Source organism: Pseudomonas sp. S1(2024) (genome assembly GCF_046557535.1).
On record NZ_JBKGFP010000034.1, the window covers coordinates 30,488 to 45,864 of the forward strand.

Annotated in this window: 18 protein-coding genes; 9 read left to right on the forward strand and 9 right to left on the reverse strand. The window is 64.0% G+C overall.

The window, feature by feature from the left end:
• Positions 1-2: 2 nt before the first annotated feature.
• Genes ACLCGK_RS10060 through ACLCGK_RS10075 form a run of 4 tightly spaced genes read left to right on the forward strand, consistent with a single transcriptional unit; the run spans position 3 to position 2,538 of the window.
• A complete protein-coding gene (locus tag ACLCGK_RS10060; protein WP_013974622.1) occupies positions 3-437 on the forward strand; it encodes a DUF4426 domain-containing protein in 435 nt (144 codons plus the stop codon).
• Complete coding sequence (rdgB, locus tag ACLCGK_RS10065) at positions 434-1,030, forward strand: RdgB/HAM1 family non-canonical purine NTP pyrophosphatase (RefSeq protein ID WP_046613545.1); 597 nt, start codon at positions 434-436, stop codon at positions 1,028-1,030. Before ACLCGK_RS10060 ends, rdgB begins: the two co-directional genes overlap by 4 nt.
• Entirely contained in the window at positions 1,027-2,202 is a 1,176-nt protein-coding gene (gene hemW / locus ACLCGK_RS10070; protein ID WP_085587715.1) for a radical SAM family heme chaperone HemW, read from the forward strand. Before rdgB ends, hemW begins: the two co-directional genes overlap by 4 nt.
• Positions 2,203-2,211: 9 nt before the next feature.
• The gene (locus ACLCGK_RS10075; RefSeq protein WP_003257821.1) at positions 2,212-2,538 is read left to right on the forward strand and encodes a DUF3392 domain-containing protein; all 327 of its coding nucleotides are present in this window, start codon (positions 2,212-2,214) and stop codon (positions 2,536-2,538) included.
• A 42-nt stretch (positions 2,539-2,580) separates the two neighbouring features.
• On the opposite strand, the gene ACLCGK_RS10080 is transcribed toward ACLCGK_RS10075, so the two are convergent.
• The 5 genes from ACLCGK_RS10080 to ACLCGK_RS10100 all read right to left on the reverse strand — a co-directional run bounded on the left by ACLCGK_RS10080 (position 2,581) and on the right by ACLCGK_RS10100 (position 5,059).
• On the reverse strand, positions 2,581-2,775 hold the full coding sequence (locus tag ACLCGK_RS10080; RefSeq protein WP_410951919.1) for a hypothetical protein: 195 nt from the start codon (positions 2,773-2,775) through the stop codon (positions 2,581-2,583).
• 28 nt (positions 2,776-2,803) lie between these two features.
• Positions 2,804-3,526, reverse strand: coding sequence for a tRNA (guanosine(46)-N7)-methyltransferase TrmB (gene trmB, locus ACLCGK_RS10085; RefSeq protein ID WP_013974624.1), 723 nt, complete (start codon positions 3,524-3,526; stop codon positions 2,804-2,806).
• Between the two features lie 9 nt (positions 3,527-3,535).
• The gene (locus ACLCGK_RS10090) at positions 3,536-4,330 is read right to left on the reverse strand and encodes a thiazole synthase (protein WP_013974625.1); all 795 of its coding nucleotides are present in this window, start codon (positions 4,328-4,330) and stop codon (positions 3,536-3,538) included.
• A gap of 53 nt (positions 4,331-4,383) precedes the next feature.
• On the reverse strand, positions 4,384-4,584 hold the full coding sequence (gene thiS / locus ACLCGK_RS10095) for a sulfur carrier protein ThiS (RefSeq protein WP_003257817.1): 201 nt from the start codon (positions 4,582-4,584) through the stop codon (positions 4,384-4,386).
• Between the two features lie 103 nt (positions 4,585-4,687).
• Positions 4,688-5,059: a DUF423 domain-containing protein gene (locus ACLCGK_RS10100; protein WP_410951920.1), complete on the reverse strand. Its 372-nt coding sequence runs from the start codon at positions 5,057-5,059 to the stop codon at positions 4,688-4,690.
• 64 nt (positions 5,060-5,123) lie between these two features.
• Between ACLCGK_RS10100 and mtgA the strand changes: the two genes are divergently transcribed.
• Positions 5,124-5,834 carry a monofunctional biosynthetic peptidoglycan transglycosylase gene (mtgA, locus tag ACLCGK_RS10105; RefSeq protein WP_085691431.1) on the forward strand — a complete coding sequence of 237 codons (711 nt, stop codon included), beginning with the start codon at positions 5,124-5,126 and terminating at the stop codon, positions 5,832-5,834.
• A gap of 167 nt (positions 5,835-6,001) precedes the next feature.
• Here mtgA and rpoH read toward each other — a convergent pair whose 3' ends face one another.
• From rpoH to ftsY, 4 genes are all read right to left on the reverse strand, one after another.
• The gene (rpoH, locus tag ACLCGK_RS10110) at positions 6,002-6,856 is read right to left on the reverse strand and encodes an RNA polymerase sigma factor RpoH (protein WP_003249083.1); all 855 of its coding nucleotides are present in this window, start codon (positions 6,854-6,856) and stop codon (positions 6,002-6,004) included.
• A gap of 111 nt (positions 6,857-6,967) precedes the next feature.
• Positions 6,968-7,990, reverse strand: coding sequence for a permease-like cell division protein FtsX (ftsX, locus tag ACLCGK_RS10115; RefSeq protein WP_013974629.1), 1,023 nt, complete (start codon positions 7,988-7,990; stop codon positions 6,968-6,970).
• Positions 7,987-8,658 (reverse strand): cell division ATP-binding protein FtsE, encoded by a 672-nt coding sequence (gene ftsE, locus ACLCGK_RS10120; RefSeq protein ID WP_013974630.1) that lies wholly within the window; start codon positions 8,656-8,658, stop codon positions 7,987-7,989. The genes ftsX and ftsE overlap by 4 nt, the downstream gene beginning before the upstream one ends.
• A gap of 2 nt (positions 8,659-8,660) precedes the next feature.
• Positions 8,661-10,187 carry a signal recognition particle-docking protein FtsY gene (gene ftsY / locus ACLCGK_RS10125; protein ID WP_410951921.1) on the reverse strand — a complete coding sequence of 509 codons (1,527 nt, stop codon included), beginning with the start codon at positions 10,185-10,187 and terminating at the stop codon, positions 8,661-8,663.
• A gap of 230 nt (positions 10,188-10,417) precedes the next feature.
• On the opposite strand from ftsY, the gene ACLCGK_RS10130 reads away from it, so the two are divergent.
• The 4 genes from ACLCGK_RS10130 to ACLCGK_RS10145 all read left to right on the forward strand — a co-directional run bounded on the left by ACLCGK_RS10130 (position 10,418) and on the right by ACLCGK_RS10145 (position 15,276).
• The gene (locus ACLCGK_RS10130) at positions 10,418-11,773 is read left to right on the forward strand and encodes a M16 family metallopeptidase (protein WP_410951922.1); all 1,356 of its coding nucleotides are present in this window, start codon (positions 10,418-10,420) and stop codon (positions 11,771-11,773) included.
• Complete coding sequence (locus tag ACLCGK_RS10135) at positions 11,766-13,256, forward strand: M16 family metallopeptidase (protein WP_410951923.1); 1,491 nt, start codon at positions 11,766-11,768, stop codon at positions 13,254-13,256. Before ACLCGK_RS10130 ends, ACLCGK_RS10135 begins: the two co-directional genes overlap by 8 nt.
• Entirely contained in the window at positions 13,256-13,858 is a 603-nt protein-coding gene (gene rsmD, locus ACLCGK_RS10140) for a 16S rRNA (guanine(966)-N(2))-methyltransferase RsmD (protein ID WP_025340976.1), read from the forward strand. The genes ACLCGK_RS10135 and rsmD overlap by 1 nt, the downstream gene beginning before the upstream one ends.
• Before the next feature lie 71 nt (positions 13,859-13,929).
• On the forward strand, positions 13,930-15,276 hold the full coding sequence (locus ACLCGK_RS10145; protein WP_410951924.1) for a M16 family metallopeptidase: 1,347 nt from the start codon (positions 13,930-13,932) through the stop codon (positions 15,274-15,276).
• The last annotated feature ends 101 nt before the right edge of the window (positions 15,277-15,377 follow it).

Below are 15,377 nucleotides of genomic sequence, written 5' to 3' on the forward strand. Positions count from 1 at the left end.
CCATGCGTCGCCTAGCCCTGTTCCTGATCAGCCTGTGCCTGGCCCTGCCGGTACTGGCTGCCGATGCTGCCCGTCCCGAGCGCAAGGAAGTGTTTGGCGACGTGACGGTGCACTACAGCGCGTTCACCTCGAGCATGCTGACACCGGAGGTGGCCGCAGCCACCGGCCTGGTACGCAGCAAGAACCAGGGCGTACTCAACATCGCCGTGCTCAAGGCCAACAAGCCCGCCATGGCGGTGGTCAGCGGCACGGTCAAGGACCTGACCGGGCGCAGCAGCCCCCTGTCGTTCAAGCAGATCACCGAACAGGGCGCGGTGTACTACATCGCCCAGTTCAAGATCGACCAGCCAGAAACCGTCACCTTCGACCTGAATATCGAAACCGGCGGTATCAGCAACTCCCTCAGTTTCAACCAGGAAGTGTTCCCAGGCGAATGATGAATTTCCAGCAACTCGTATTGGCCAGCCACAACGCCGGCAAACTCAAAGAACTCCAGGCCATGCTCGGCGCGTCCGTGCAACTGCGCTCGATCGGTGAGTTCAGCCAGGTCGAGCCGGAAGAAACCGGCCTATCGTTCGTCGAGAACGCGATCCTCAAGGCGCGCAACGCCGCACGCATTTCCGGCCTGCCGGCCCTGGCCGACGATTCTGGCCTGGCAGTGGACTTCCTCGGCGGCGCGCCGGGCATCTACTCGGCGCGCTATGCCGACGGCAAGGGTGACGCGGCGAACAACGCCAAGCTGCTCGAAGCGCTGAAAGACGTGCCTGAAGCCGAGCGCGGCGCACAGTTCGTCTGCGTCCTGGCACTGGTGCGCCATGCCGACGACCCGCTGCCGATCCTGTGCGAAGGCCTGTGGCACGGGCGCATCATGTTCGAGGCCAGTGGCGAGCACGGCTTTGGCTACGACCCGCTGTTCTGGGTACCGGAGCGCAACTGCTCCAGCGCCGACCTGGCCCCTGTGGACAAGAACCAGCTCAGCCACCGCGCCCGCGCCATGGCCCTGCTGCGCCAACGTCTGGGCCTGGCATGATCGAAACGCTGTCCAACCCCGGCGCGGCGGGTTTCACCAGCCTGCCGCCGCTGGCGCTGTACATCCACATCCCGTGGTGCGTACGCAAATGCCCTTACTGCGACTTCAACTCCCACGCTGCCGGGCCTGAACTGCCGGAAGATGCCTACGTCGCCGCCCTGCTGACCGACCTCGACCAGGAGCTGGCTGCCGTGCAAGGCCGGCCGATCAGCTCGATCTTCTTCGGCGGCGGTACCCCCAGCCTGTTCAGTGCCGACGCCCTTGGCCGGCTGCTGCGTGGCGTGGAACAACGTATCCCGTTTGCGCCGGACATCGAAATCACCCTGGAGGCCAACCCGGGCACGTTCGAGCAGGACAAGTTCAAGGCCTACCGGCAAACCGGTATCAATCGTCTGTCCATCGGTGTGCAGAGCTTCCAGCCAGCCAAACTGCAGGCGCTGGGGCGTATCCACAATGGCGATGAAGCGGTCCGCGCCGCCGGCATGGCGCGCGCCGCCGGCTTCGACAACTTCAACATGGACCTGATGCACGGCCTGCCCGACCAGTCGCTCGACGACGCGCTGGGCGACCTGCGCCAGGCCATCGACCTGGGGCCGACGCACCTGTCGTGGTACCAGCTGACCGTGGAGCCGAACACGGTGTTCTGGAACCAGCCGCCCGAGCTGCCCGAGGACGACATCCTCTGGGATATCCAGGAGGCCGGCCAGGCACTGATGGCCGAACACGGCTTCCGCCAGTACGAAGTCTCGGCCTATGCCCAAGCGGGGCGCGCCGCCCGGCACAACCTCAACTACTGGCGCTTTGGCGACTTCATCGGCATCGGCGCTGGTGCCCACGGCAAGCTGACCTTCGCCGACGGGCGCATCCTGCGCACCTGGAAAACTCGCCTGCCCAAGGACTACCTGAACCTGGCCAAGCCGTTCAAGGCCGGCGAAAAGCTGCTGCCAGTCGACGAGCTGCCGTTCGAGTTCCTGATGAACGCCCTGCGCCTGACCGATGGGGTGGAAGCCGAACTGTTCACCCAACGCACCGGTTTGCCGCTGGCACAACTGCGCGAGGCACGCCGCGCGGCCGAACAAAAGGGCCTTTTGCAGGTCGAACCAGATCGACTGGTGGCCACGCCGAGGGGCCAGTTGTTCCTCAATGACCTGCTGCAGTATTTCTTGACCTAAGGATGACCCATGGATCTGGTACTTGATCTGCTCGCGACGGTTTCTCGCTGGAGCCGCAGCAACCTATCGGAGATTTCACTGGCCTTGGTAGGCTGCCTGCTGGTGCTGTTCGGCACCGATATCAAGGGCTGGGTGGAACAACGCCTGGGCGGCCTGGCGGGCGCCCTGCGCGTACCGTTCATGGCCTTGCTGGTGATGATCGGCAGCGGTGCTGCGCTGATCTATGCCACGCCTTGGGTGGTGAAAGGGCTGAGCCAGTTCAACAACTACGCGCTGGCGCCGGTGTTACTGGTGGTACTGGTGCTGATCGGGGTGGTGGCGGATCGACGGGGCTGAGCCACGGCCTTGCACTGCCCCTTGCAGGAGCAACTGTCTTGCTCAAAATTTAAATGCGCATGCGGTCACTGTGGGAGCGAGCATGCCCGCGAACACCGGCAAAGCCGGTGCCATCCACCGCGTCGCCTGTTTCGCGGGCACGCCCGCTCCCACAAAGTCCCGAACGGTCTTGAGCACAGTCATAAAAAAACCGCCCTTCTCAAGGCGGTTTTTTTTCGCCTGCATTTCTGCAGGCATCGGCATATCGAAAGGCCGTATCAGCCGGTCAATCCACCTTCTCGAACTTCAAATCCCAAACCCCGTGCCCCAGCCGCTCGCCACGGCGTTCGAACTTGGTGATCGGGCGTTCTTCCGGGCGTGGCACGTAAGTACCGTCGGCCGCACGGTTGCGATAGCCCGGGGCAGCGCTCATCACTTCCAGCATGTACTCCGCATACGGTTCCCAGTCGGTGGCCATGTGGAACACGCCACCTGGCTTGAGCTTGCGCCGTACCAGTTCGGCGAACTCCAGCTGGACGATGCGGCGCTTGTGGTGGCGCGCCTTGTGCCATGGGTCGGGGAAGAACAGCATCAGGCGGTCGAGGCTGTTGTCCGCCACGCAGCGGTTCAGCACTTCGATGGCATCGCAGTCATATACCCGCAGGTTCTTCAGGCCCTGGGTCAGCACGCCGTTGAGCAGCGCACCAACACCCGGGCGGTGTACTTCCACACCGATGAAGTCCTGTTCAGGCGCGGCAGCAGCCATTTCCAGCAGGGAATGGCCCATGCCGAAGCCGATCTCCAGGGTGCGCGGCGCCGAGCGGCCGAACACCTGGTCGTAGTCCACCGGGCTGTCGGCCAGCGGCAGGATGTACAGCGGGCCGCCCTGCTCCAGGCCACGTTGCTGGCCTTCGGTCATGCGCCCGGCGCGCATCACGAAACTCTTGATGCGGCGGTGCGGGCGGGCTTCGCCGTCGGGGGTGATCGGCGTATCGTGCGATTCAGTCATCAGGGGCTCTTACTTGATCAGACCATCCAGCGGCGAAGAGGCGCTGGCATAGAGTTTCTTCGGCATACGGCCGGCCAGGTAGGCCATGCGACCGGCGACGATGGCGTGCTTCATGGCCTCGGCCATCAGCACCGGCTGCTGGGCGTGGGCGATGGCCGAGTTCATCAGCACAGCTTCGCAGCCCATTTCCATGGCGATGGTGGCGTCGGACGCAGTACCCACACCAGCATCCACCAGCACCGGCACCTTGGACTCTTCCAGGATGATCTGCAGGTTGTAGGGGTTGCAGATACCCAGGCCGGTACCGATCAGGCCAGCCAGCGGCATGACCGCAATGCAGCCGGCTTCGGCCAACTGGCGGGCGATGATCGGATCATCGCTGGTGTAGACCATCACATCGAAACCGTCTTTGACCAACACTTCGGCGGCCTTGAGGGTTTCGATCACATTGGGGAACAGGGTTTTCTGGTCGGCCAGTACTTCCAGCTTGACCAGGTTGTGGCCATCCAGCAGTTCGCGGGCCAGGCGGCAGGTGCGCACGGCTTCGACCGCGTCGTAGCAGCCCGCGGTGTTCGGCAGGATGGTATAGCGGTCCGGAGGCAGCACATCGAGCAGGTTCGGCTCGCCCGGGTTCTGGCCAATGTTGGTGCGGCGCACGGCTACGGTGACGATCTCGGCACCCGAGGCTTCGATGGCCAGGCGGGTTTCTTCCATGTCACGGTACTTGCCGGTACCGACCAGCAGGCGCGACTGGAAAGTACGCCCGGCCAGGGTGAAGGGCTTGTCGCTACGAACGTTGCTCATGGTTGTTCCTCGGGAAAAGGTTGCTGGGCTTGCAGGTGAATCGCCGGCCAGAATCAGCCGCCACCGATGGCGTGGACCACTTCGACCTGATCGCCGTCATTCAACAGCGTGCTGTCGTGCTGGCTACGCGGCACGATATCCAGGTTCAGTTCCACCGCGACGCGGCGCCCGGTCAGCTCCAGGCGGGCCAGCAGGGCCGCGACACTTTCGCCAGCGGGCAATTCGTAAGGTTCACCGTTCAGTTGAATGCGCATGCGCACGGCCACCATTGTTCTTTGGGGGCCCGCATTCTAGCGCTGAACCGCCCTGCAACCCAAGGGCGCTGCACACCATTAGTCGTGATTGTGGACCACCCGGTCAACCGAGCCGCCAGGCTGCCAGGCCCAGGCACAGCCAGCCGGCGAGAAAGCACAGGCCACCAATTGGGGTGATGATGCCGAGCTTGCCCAGGCCGCTGAGGGTCAGCAGGTAAAGGCTACCGGAGAACAGCACTATCCCCAGAGCAAACAGGCCGCCAGCCCAGCCGACCAGGCGCCCTGGCAGGTGCACCGAGAGCACGGCGACAGCGAAGAGGGCCAGGGCATGCACCAACTGGTAGGTCACACCAGTCTGGAAGATCGCCAGGTAGTCGGCCGTCAGCCGGCTTTTCAGGCCGTGGGCAGCGAAAGCGCCCAGGGCGACACCGGTGAAGCCGAAAAAGGCGGCAAGCATCAGGAAGCTGCGAAGCATGGGACGACTCCTTGGATCGGGTCTGTATAATGGCCCCTTCCACCCGTACGGCCAAGCCATCGCCATGCTGCCAACCCTTCTCCGCCGCCTCTCTCGCGCCCTGCTCTGGTTCGCTGCCGGCAGCATTGTGCTGGTACTGGTGTTCCGCTGGGTCCCACCACCCGGTACGGCGCTGATGGTGGAGCGCAAGGTGCAGTCCTGGGTGAATGGCGAGCCGATCGACCTGCAGCGCGACTGGGAGCCGTGGGAGAACATCTCCGACGACCTCAAGGTCGCGGTCATTGCCGGCGAGGACCAGAAGTTCGCCAACCACTGGGGGTTCGACATCCCGGCCATCCAGGCGGCGCTGGCCTACAACGAGCGCGGCGGCAGCATTCGCGGTGCCAGCACCCTGACCCAGCAGGTGGCCAAGAACCTGTTCCTGTGGTCCGGGCGCAGCTGGTTCCGCAAAGGACTGGAGGCCTGGTTCACCGCGTTGATCGAGCTGTTCTGGTCGAAGGAGCGGATTCTCGAGGTCTACCTGAACAGTGCCGAATGGGGCAAAGGTGTGTTTGGCGCCCAGGCGGCAGCGCGCTACCACTTTGGCGTCGATGCGAGCAGGCTTAGCCGCCAGCAGGCGGCGCAGCTGGCGGCGGTGCTGCCGAGCCCGATCAAGTGGAGCGCCAGCCGGCCGAGCGCCTATGTGGCCAGCCGGGCCGGCTGGATTCGCCGGCAGATGAGCCAGTTGGGTGGGCCCAGCTACCTGATGCAGCTCGACACTTCGCGCAAGCCTTGAGGGCCTCTTCGCGGGCACGCCCGCTCCCACAGGGCCAGCATTACCCCTGAGGCCTGTGCAGTACCTTTTGGGAAAGGAGGGTCCTTGAAGGAGGCGGGAAATTCTGCACAAAAAAAAGCCGCTCACCCTTTGCGGGCCAGCGGCTTTTCCTTGCTGTGAGGGCTCGATCAGGCCGCGATCAGCGCCTTGACCTTGTTCATCGCATTCTTCTCCAACTGGCGAATCCGCTCAGCCGAAACGCTGTACTTGTCCGCCAGCTCATGCAACGTGGCCTTCTCTTCCGCCAACCAGCGCTGGTAGAGAATGTCGCGGCTACGCTCGTCCAGCCCTTGCAATGCTTCGTGCAGGTTGCTGGTGGAGTTGTCGCTCCAGTCGGCATCCTCCAGCTGCACCGCCGGGTCGTAACGGTGGTCTTCCAGGTAATGCGCAGGCGACTGGAAGGCACTGTCGTCGTCAGCTTCCGCTGCCGGGTCGAAAGCCATGTCCTGGCCGCTGAGGCGGCTTTCCATCTCGCGCACTTCACGTGGCTCCACGCCCAGGCTTTCCGCCACGCGGTGCACTTCGTCGTTGTTCAGCCAGGCCAGGCGCTTCTTCTGGCTGCGCAGGTTGAAGAACAGCTTGCGCTGGGCCTTGGTGGTGGCCACCTTGACGATGCGCCAGTTGCGCAGGATGAACTCGTGGATCTCTGCCTTGATCCAGTGCACGGCGAACGACACCAGGCGCACGCCCATTTCCGGGTTGAAGCGCTTGACGGCTTTCATCAGGCCGACGTTGCCTTCCTGGATCAGGTCGGCCTGGGCCAGCCCGTAGCCAGCATAGCTACGGGCGATATGTACGACGAAACGCAGGTGGGCCATCACCATTTGACGAGCGGCCTCGACATCCTGCTCATAATAGAGACGCTCGCCCAGATCACGCTCCTGCTCGACAGTCAGCAGCGGGATGCTGTTGACCGTGTGCACGTAGGCTTCCAGGTTTGCACCAGGTACCAGGGCATAGGCAGGTTGCAACGATGTGGTCATTCAAGAACCTCCGACTTACAGAACTCGCGCCTTGTGGGCGCTGCCAACATTGACCTGGAACGACGGTACAAGTTCCATGGTGAATAATTTGTCAATGCTGGCACGTAAAAACTATCGCGGCGCCAGCTCGTTCAGATGGCGGGCCACTGCGATCCATGCACCGATATACCCCAACAGCACCGCTCCGATCAAGAGCGACAGACCATCGGACGCCGGCACCCCACCCAGGGCGAAGTCGCTGCCGTACAGCCCGGAAAGCCCTACCACCGCCTCGTTCAGCCAGTTCAGGCCAAACGCCAGGATGCCCCATGCGATCACCCCTGCACCCAGGCCATACAGCGCGCCCATGTACAGGAAAGGCCGGCGTACGTAGGCATCCGTGCCACCGACCAGCTTGATCACTTCGATCTCGGTACGGCGGTTTTCAATATGTAGACGAATTGTGTTACCGATTACTAACAGCAGGGCAGAAATCAGCATCACGGCCAGGCCGAAGACGAAGCGGTCACCCAATTTGAGGATGGCCGCCAGGCGCTCGACCCATACCAGGTCGAGTTGCGCCACCTCCACCCGCGGCAGCTCCGACAGGCGCTGACGCAAGGCTTCCAGGGCCGGCTTGTCGACTTCGGTCGGGGTCACCACCACTACGCCGGGCAGCGGGTTGTCAGGCAGTTCACGCAGGGCTTCGCCCAGGCCAGACTGTTGCTGGAACTCCTCCAGCGCCTGCTCGCGGCTGACATACTGAGCGTCGGCCACGCCAGGCATGCCCTTGATCTCGTCGCGCAGCGCCTCGCCTTCGCGGCTACCGGCATCGAGCTTGAGGTATAGCGAGATCTGTGCGGCACGCTGCCACGAGCCACCAAGCTTCTCAACGTTCTTCAGCAGCAACGACAGGCCCATGGGCATGCTCAGCGCCACCGCCATCACCAGGCAGGTGAAGAAGCTGCCGATCGGCTGCTTGCCCAGCCGGCGCAGGCTGTCGGCCATGCTGGCACGGTGGCTTTCCAGCCAGGCATGCAGCAGCGTGCGGAAATCCGGGCCGTCATCGTCGTCGTGCTTTTTCTTCGCCGGTTGCGGGTCGGCCGGTTTCGGCGCAACCCGCTCGGAAACCTTCGGCGTACGTGTAGTGCTCATTGCCCGGCCTCCCCATCGCCGATCAAGCGGCCGCGTTGCAAGGTCAGCATGCGGTGGCGCATGCGCGCAATCAGTGCCAGGTCGTGGCTGGCGATCAATACCGTGGTACCCAGGCGGTTGATGTCCTCGAACACCCCCATGATCTCCGCGGCCAGGCGCGGGTCGAGGTTACCGGTGGGTTCGTCGGCCAGCAGCAGGGCTGGCTGGTGAACGATGGCGCGGGCGATGCCTACCCGTTGCTGCTGCCCGGTGGACAGGTCGGCCGGGAACAGCTCGCCCTTGTCGGCCAGCGACACTCGCTCCAGCGCCGAGTCCACGCGCTTGGCGACCTCGGCCTTGGACAGGCCGAGAATCTGCAGCGGCAAGGCGATGTTGTTGAACACCGTGCGGTCGAACAACAGCTGGTGGTTCTGGAACACCACGCCGATCTGCCGACGCAGGAACGGGATCTGCGAGTTGCTGATCTGGCCCAGGTCCTGCCCGGCCAGCATCAGCTTGCCGCTGGTCGGGCGCTCCATGGCCAGCAGCAGGCGCAGCAAGGTGCTCTTGCCCGCGCCCGAGTGGCCGGTGACGAACAGGAATTCGCCCCGGCGCGCCCGGAAACTCAGCTCATGCAAACCCACATGACCATTGGGATAGCGCTTGGCAACCTGTTCGAATCGGATCATGTTCAGTCTCGCTCGGCGAACAGAGCCTTGACGAACGGCTCGGCTTCGAAGGTACGCAGGTCGTCGATGCCTTCACCGACACCGATGAAGCGGATCGGCAGCTTGAACTGCTTGGCCAGGGCGAAGATCACCCCGCCCTTGGCAGTGCCGTCCAGCTTGGTCAGGGCCAGGCCGGTCAGTTCGACGCTCTGGTTGAAGTACTTGGCCTGGCTGATGGCGTTCTGGCCGGTGCCGGCATCGAGCACCAGCAGCACCTCGTGTGGCGCTTCGGCGTCGAGCTTGCCGATGACCCGGCGGACTTTCTTCAGCTCTTCCATCAGGTTGTCTTTGGTGTGCAGGCGGCCAGCGGTGTCGGCGATCAGCACATCGACGCCACGGGCCTTGGCGGCCTGTACGGCATCGAAGATCACCGAAGCAGAGTCGGCGCCGGTGTGCTGGGCGATCACCGGGATCTGGTTACGCTCGCCCCACACCTGCAGCTGCTCGACTGCAGCGGCACGGAAGGTGTCGCCAGCAGCCAGCATCACTTTCTTGCCTTCGAGCTGCAGCTTCTTGGCCAGTTTGCCGATGGTGGTGGTCTTGCCGGCGCCGTTCACACCGACCACCAGAATCACATAGGGCTTGTTCTGCGCCTGCACCACCAGCGGCTGCTCGACCGGGCGCAGCAGCGCAGCCAGTTCTTCCTGCAGCGACTTGTACAGGGCATCGGCATCAGCCAGCTGCTTGCGGGCAACCTTCTGGGTCAGGTTCTGGACGATGGTGGAAGTGGCTTCCACACCAACGTCGGCGGTCAGCAGGCGGGTTTCGATTTCGTCGAGCAGGTCGTCATCGATGACCTTCTTGCCCAGGAACAGGCTGGCCATGCCCTCGCCGATGCTGGCGCTGGTCTTCGACAGGCCCTGCTTGAGGCGGGCGAAGAAGCCGGGCTTGGCCTGTTCGGCCTGCACTGCGACCGGGGCTGCAGCCACAGGGGCAGCAGGCTCTGGTGCAGGGCGTTCCGGGATGGCGGGCGGCGTTTTCGGCTCCAGATCCGGCACCAGGGCCACGGGCTCTTCAGCAACCGGCAGCACCAGGTTGCTGACCGGCGCGGCTGGTTCGACGACCGGGGCCGCCTCGACAGGGGCTGGCTCGATCGGGGCCGCCTGCAAGGGCATCGACGCGACCGACTGCGGTGCAGGTGCCACCAGCGGCTGGGAAGCGACCGGCTCGGGTTCAGGGGCCTGCAACGGCTGGGAAGCAACCGGTTCGGGGACAGGGGCCTCGACCACCGGGGATTGGACGGGTGCGGCGACCTGCTGCGGTTCTGTCAGCTGTGGGGCCGCAGGGGCCTGAACGGGTTCAGGGGCCTGTGGCGCTTCGGCGGTAGCCCCTTCGACCGGAGCGGCTGCAGGCTGCTCGACGGCTGGGGGTTCATTCGCGGGCACACCCGTTGCCACAGGTTGCTGCGGTTTCTTGCGAAACCAGCTGAACAGGCCTTTCTTCTCACCAGCCTCGGCTGGCGCTTTTTTGTCGTCGTTGGAACCAAACATGGAAGACGGCTATCTCAGGGTAGCGATGGGCCAGCTATGGCGCATCGGGAATTCTCTCTACGCAGAACAGACTATCTTGAAGCCGGCTGGTTCATGCGCAACGTTTTGTCTTAGTGTCCTGCGGGCCAGAACGGCGACAGGCATGGTCGCCAGGCAACCGGATCAGTATCCTAGCACCTCCTGGCCCGCCGACGCTAAACCAGCGGGCCGCCGAACAGGTTAAACACCGTATGAATGCTCTAGCCCGCCGCGCCGCTGGCCTGTTGCTCGGCACGCTCTGCCTGCCGCTCGCGGCCTTCGCCGCCGATGTGCAACCCACCCACGAATTCATCCTCGACAACGGCCTGAAAGTAGTCGTGCGCGAGGACCACCGCGCCCCGGTGGTGGTCTCGCAGATCTGGTACAAGGTTGGCTCCAGCTACGAAACCCCGGGCCAGACCGGACTGTCCCACGCGCTGGAACACATGATGTTCAAGGGCAGCGCCAAGGTCGGCCCCGGCGAGGCCTCGCGCATCCTGCGTGACATAGGCGCCGAAGAAAACGCCTTCACCAGCGACGACTACACCGCCTATTACCAGGTGCTGGCCCGCGACCGCCTGCCGGTGGCCCTGGAGCTTGAGGCCGACCGCCTGGCCAGCCTGCGCCTGCCCGCTGACGAATTCAGCCGCGAAATCGAGGTGATCAAGGAAGAACGCCGCCTGCGCACCGACGACCAGCCCAACTCCAAGGCGTTCGAGCTGTTCCGCGCCATGGCCTACCCGGCCAGCGGCTACCATACCCCGACCATCGGCTGGATGGCCGACCTGGAGCGCATGAAGGTCGAGGAACTGCGCCACTGGTACGAATCCTGGTACGCCCCCAACAACGCCACCCTGGTGGTGGTCGGCGATGTCACCGTCGATGAGGTCAAGGGCCTGGCGCAGAAGTACTTCGGCAGCATCCCCAAGCGTGCCGTGCCACCGGCCAAGTTGCCGCTCGAGCTGGTCCAACCAGGCCAGCGCCAGCTGACGCTGCACGTGCGCACCCAGTTGCCGAGCCTGATCTACGGTTTCAACGTACCTGGCCTGTCCACCGCCAAGGACCCGCGTACGGTGCATGCCCTGCGCCTGATCTCGGCATTGCTCGACGGCGGCTACAGCGCCCGCATGCCGGCACGCCTGGAACGTGGCCAGGAGCTGGTGGCCGGTGCTTCTTCCAGCTACAACGCCTTCACCCGCGGCGACAGCCTGTTCCTGATCTCGGCCACGCCGAACGTGCAGAAGCAAAAAACCCTCGCCGATGTCGAGAAAGGCATCTGGCAGCTGCTGGATGAACTCAAGACCACCCCGCCCAGCGCCGAAGAGCTGGAGCGCGTACGCGCCCAGGTCATTGCCGGCCTGGTCTACGACCGCGACTCCATCAGCAGCCAGGCCACTACCATCGGCCAGCTGGAAACCGTCGGCCTGTCGTGGAAGCTGATCGACAGCGAGCTGGATGAGCTCAAGCGTGTCACTCCGCAGGATATCCAGAACGCCGCGCGAACCTATTTCACCCGCGAACGCCTGAGCGTTGCCCATGTACTGCCCGAGGAGTCCGCTCATGAGTAATCGCCGCGTACCACGCCCAACCCTGCTGACCACGGGCATCCGCGCCCTGGCGCTGGCGGCGGTGCTGGCCGCCCCGGCCATGGCTGACAATGCCGCCAAAGCCGACAGCAACGCGGCACGCCCGGCCAATACCTTGCAGTCACTGGCCGAACTGGATGGCAAGGCGCCCAGCCGGCGCCAGTTGAACATCCAGCACTGGAACACCGCCGAAGGTGCCCGGGTACTGTTCGTCGAAGCCCGCGAACTGCCGATGTTCGACCTGCGCGTCACCTTCGCCGCCGGCAGCAGCCAGGATGGCGGCACGCCAGGCCTGGCCGCCCTGACCAACGCCATGCTCAACGAAGGCGTGGCCGGCAAGGATGTGACTGCCATCGCCGAAGGCTTCGAGGGCCTGGGCGCCGACTTTGGCAACGGCTCCTACCGCGATATGGCCGTGGCTTCGCTGCGCAGCCTCAGCGCCAAGGACAAGCGTGAACCGGCGCTAAAGCTGTTCACCGAAGTGACTGGCAAGCCGACCTTCCCCGAAGACGCCCTCAAGCGCATCAAAAACCAGATGCTGGCCGGCTTCGAGTATGAAAAGCAGAACCCTGGCAAGGTCGCTGGCAAGGCCCTGTTCGCCAAGCTCTACGGCGACCACCCTTACGCCCACCCGAGCGACGGCACCGCCGAAAGCATCAGCGGCATCACCCTGGCACAGCTTCGCGCCTTCCACGCCAAGGCTTACACCGGCGGCAACGCGGTCATCGCCCTGGTCGGCGACCTCAGCCGCGCCGAGGCCGAAGCCATCGCCGCCCAGGTGTCAGCCGGTCTGCCCAAAGGCCCCGCGCTGGCCGCACCTGCGCAACCCGGCGAAGCCAAGGCAGGCCTGACCCACATCGACTTCCCGTCCAAGCAGACTCACCTGATGCTGGCCGAACTCGGCATCGACCGCCAGGACCCGGACTGGCCGGCCCTGTCACTGGGCAACCAGATCCTCGGCGGCGGTGCATTCGGCACCCGGCTGATGAGCGAGGTACGTGAAAAGCGCGGTCTGACCTACGGCGTGTACTCGGTGTTCAGCCCGATGCAAGTACGCGGCCCGTTCATGATCAACCTGCAGACCCGCGCCGAACTCAGCGAAGGCACGCTCAAGCTGGTGCAGGACATTCTCGCCGATTACCTCAAGACCGGCCCCACCCAACAAGAACTGGACGATGCCAAGCGCGAACTGGCCGGCAGCTTCCCGCTGTCCAATGCCAGCAACGCCAGCATCGTCGGCCAACTGGGCGCCATTGGCTTCTACAACCTGCCGCTGACCTGGCTGGAGGACTTCATGCAGCAGTCCCAGGCCCTCACCGTAGAGCAGGTAAGGACGGCCATGAACAAACACCTGTCAGCCGATAAACTGGTGATCGTCACCGCTGGCCCGAAAGTGCCGCAAAAACCGCTGCCAGCCCCCACTGACAAGCCCTCCGAGCAACCGCTCGGGGTACCGGAGCACTAATGCCAAGATCCACCCCTCCCGCCCGCCCGCAACCGGGCCAAAGCAAGGGCCAGGGCCACCTGCGCATCATCGCCGGCGAGTGGCGCAGCCGACGTCTGGCGGTGCCGGAAGGCGAAGGCCTGCGGCCAACGCCCGACCGCGTGCGCGAAACCCTGTTCAACTGGCTGGCCCCCTATATTGAGGGTGCCCGCGTTCTGGACGCCTTCACCGGCAGCGGTGCCTTGGTGCTCGAAGCCCTGTCCCGCGGGGCCGAGGACGCCGTCGCGCTGGACAGCAACCCGGCGGCCATCGCCAACCTGAAGAACAACCTCGAGATCCTGCGCTGCCCGCGCGGGCAAATCCTGCAGACCGACGCCCTGCGTTATCTGCAAGGCCCAGCCAAGCAGCAGTTCGATGTGGTGTTCCTTGACCCACCGTTCCACCAGGACCTGCTGGCCGACACCTGCAATCTGCTGGAACAGAACCAGTGGCTGCGCGAGCAGGCGTGGGTCTACACAGAAAGCGAGGCTGCACCGTCGACCTTGCAACTGCCAGGTAACTGGCGCCTGCATCGCGAGAAAAAGACCGGCCAGGTGCATTACGCACTCTGGCAGCGGGGCTAATTATGTAAAGCAGGTGCAGCACCCTTGTCGCTGAAGCTGTTCGGGTTTACACCAACCAGAGCACTTCAGCGATGACCTTACCATCACCTGCGTCACCACCCGACCTGGGCCAGGTCTCTGCGGGGCTTGCCGCCCTGGCCTGCCCCACTACCTCGGCATTGCAGCACTTCACGCTGGAAAACGGCCTGTCCGTCTACTTGCGAGAAAACCACAAGACCTCTCTGGCCGCGGTCCAGCTTTGGTATCACATAGGCTCAAGCCATGAGCCTGCCGGCCACACCAACCTGTCACACCTTCTGGAGCACCTGATATTCGCAGGCAGCAGCAAAATCCCCGCCGACCAATACAGCCGGGTGATTGCACGCTTAGGCGGCAGCGCTAATGCCACCACCCACCTGGATGCCACCTCTTATGAAATCTCGCTACCGGCCAGCCGCCTGCCCATAGCGCTGGAGATCATGGCCGATGCCATGAGCACCGCTTCCTTCGGCAAAGCTGAAATGGAGAGGGAGATAAAGGCGGTAGAAGATGAGCGCCGGCTCAAGCTGGACGTCCAGCCTGACCAGCAAGCGTACGATCAGCATAACGCCCTTGCACATGGCGACAGCGCCTATGCAGGCCCGAGCTTCGGTGATCCGGCAGACCTGCATGGCATCGACCTGGCAGCGCTGCGAACCTGGTACAGGACCTGGTACCAGCCAAACAACGCAACGCTTGTGGTGGTCGGTAGTGTTGACCTGCCAACGCTCCGGCAGCAGGTGGCACGTTACTTCGCCGGCGTGCCGAAAACACCCCTCGCCGCCCGACCTGTCCCACGCCATGACGCTCGACTGAAGGCCCGCAGCCACACCGTGAGCCTGCCAGGGCTACGCGAGGGGCTGTTCATGTCCTTCAATGTTCCAGGCCGAGCAACAGCCCCCGACGCCAGCACATCGCTTGCCCTGAGCCTACTTTGCGACCTGCTTGGCGTAGGCTTCAGCTCCAGGCTGTACAGCGACCTGGTACGGGACAAGCGCCTGCTTACAGGCGTACGGGTGTCCTACGAGCCCTTGGTGCGTGGCGACACGCCGTTGACGATCTCAGCCTATGTGAACACCAGCCACACCACACCGGAGGACGCTGCCCAAGCTATTTACGAGCATGTGCAGGCGCTGCGCAGTGTTGCCTTGCCAGAAGAAGATCTGCAGCGCGCCAAGTTACGCATGCTCGCCCGACGGCTGTTCAACCTTGACGCGCTCACTTCCCAGGCAGGCGAGCTGGGCGCCGCAGCCGCAGCCGGTTTGCCGGCATCGGTCATTGACGAGGACGGCCCTCTTATCCAGAACCTCGACAGTGCGACAGTGCAACAGGTAGCAGTTGCCTACCTGGGGCGCGAACGGCTGACCACGACCTACCTTCAGCCGGGAGCACAAGCATGAGCCCAGACAATTTGACGACCACCCGACCGACGCTTTGCGACGGCCCAGCCACCGACACCGCCTTGGAGGCCATGGCCAACCTTCAATCGGCCAAGGAAATA

What these genes read in the sequence shown, in the direction of transcription:
- ACLCGK_RS10145 (WP_410951924.1), top strand. Translation starts at nt 13,930, where the DNA reads ATGACCTTACCATCACCTGCGTCACCACCCGACCTGGGCCAGGTCTCT.
- ftsE (WP_013974630.1), bottom strand. Translation starts at nt 8,658, where the DNA reads ATGATCCGATTCGAACAGGTTGCCAAGCGCTATCCCAATGGTCATGTG.
- ftsX (WP_013974629.1), bottom strand. Translation starts at nt 7,990, where the DNA reads ATGAGCACTACACGTACGCCGAAGGTTTCCGAGCGGGTTGCGCCGAAA.
- ACLCGK_RS10075 (WP_003257821.1), top strand. Translation starts at nt 2,212, where the DNA reads ATGGATCTGGTACTTGATCTGCTCGCGACGGTTTCTCGCTGGAGCCGC.
- hemW (WP_085587715.1), top strand. Translation starts at nt 1,027, where the DNA reads ATGATCGAAACGCTGTCCAACCCCGGCGCGGCGGGTTTCACCAGCCTG.
- ACLCGK_RS10135 (WP_410951923.1), top strand. Translation starts at nt 11,766, where the DNA reads ATGAGTAATCGCCGCGTACCACGCCCAACCCTGCTGACCACGGGCATC.
- ACLCGK_RS10060 (WP_013974622.1), top strand. Translation starts at nt 3, where the DNA reads ATGCGTCGCCTAGCCCTGTTCCTGATCAGCCTGTGCCTGGCCCTGCCG.
- rsmD (WP_025340976.1), top strand. Translation starts at nt 13,256, where the DNA reads ATGCCAAGATCCACCCCTCCCGCCCGCCCGCAACCGGGCCAAAGCAAG.
- ACLCGK_RS10080 (WP_410951919.1), bottom strand. Translation starts at nt 2,775, where the DNA reads ATGCCTGCAGAAATGCAGGCGAAAAAAAACCGCCTTGAGAAGGGCGGT.
- ftsY (WP_410951921.1), bottom strand. Translation starts at nt 10,187, where the DNA reads ATGTTTGGTTCCAACGACGACAAAAAAGCGCCAGCCGAGGCTGGTGAG.
- trmB (WP_013974624.1), bottom strand. Translation starts at nt 3,526, where the DNA reads ATGACTGAATCGCACGATACGCCGATCACCCCCGACGGCGAAGCCCGC.
- ACLCGK_RS10090 (WP_013974625.1), bottom strand. Translation starts at nt 4,330, where the DNA reads ATGAGCAACGTTCGTAGCGACAAGCCCTTCACCCTGGCCGGGCGTACT.
- rdgB (WP_046613545.1), top strand. Translation starts at nt 434, where the DNA reads ATGATGAATTTCCAGCAACTCGTATTGGCCAGCCACAACGCCGGCAAA.
- thiS (WP_003257817.1), bottom strand. Translation starts at nt 4,584, where the DNA reads ATGCGCATTCAACTGAACGGTGAACCTTACGAATTGCCCGCTGGCGAA.
- mtgA (WP_085691431.1), top strand. Translation starts at nt 5,124, where the DNA reads ATGCTGCCAACCCTTCTCCGCCGCCTCTCTCGCGCCCTGCTCTGGTTC.
- ACLCGK_RS10130 (WP_410951922.1), top strand. Translation starts at nt 10,418, where the DNA reads ATGAATGCTCTAGCCCGCCGCGCCGCTGGCCTGTTGCTCGGCACGCTC.
- ACLCGK_RS10100 (WP_410951920.1), bottom strand. Translation starts at nt 5,059, where the DNA reads ATGCTTCGCAGCTTCCTGATGCTTGCCGCCTTTTTCGGCTTCACCGGT.
- rpoH (WP_003249083.1), bottom strand. Translation starts at nt 6,856, where the DNA reads ATGACCACATCGTTGCAACCTGCCTATGCCCTGGTACCTGGTGCAAAC.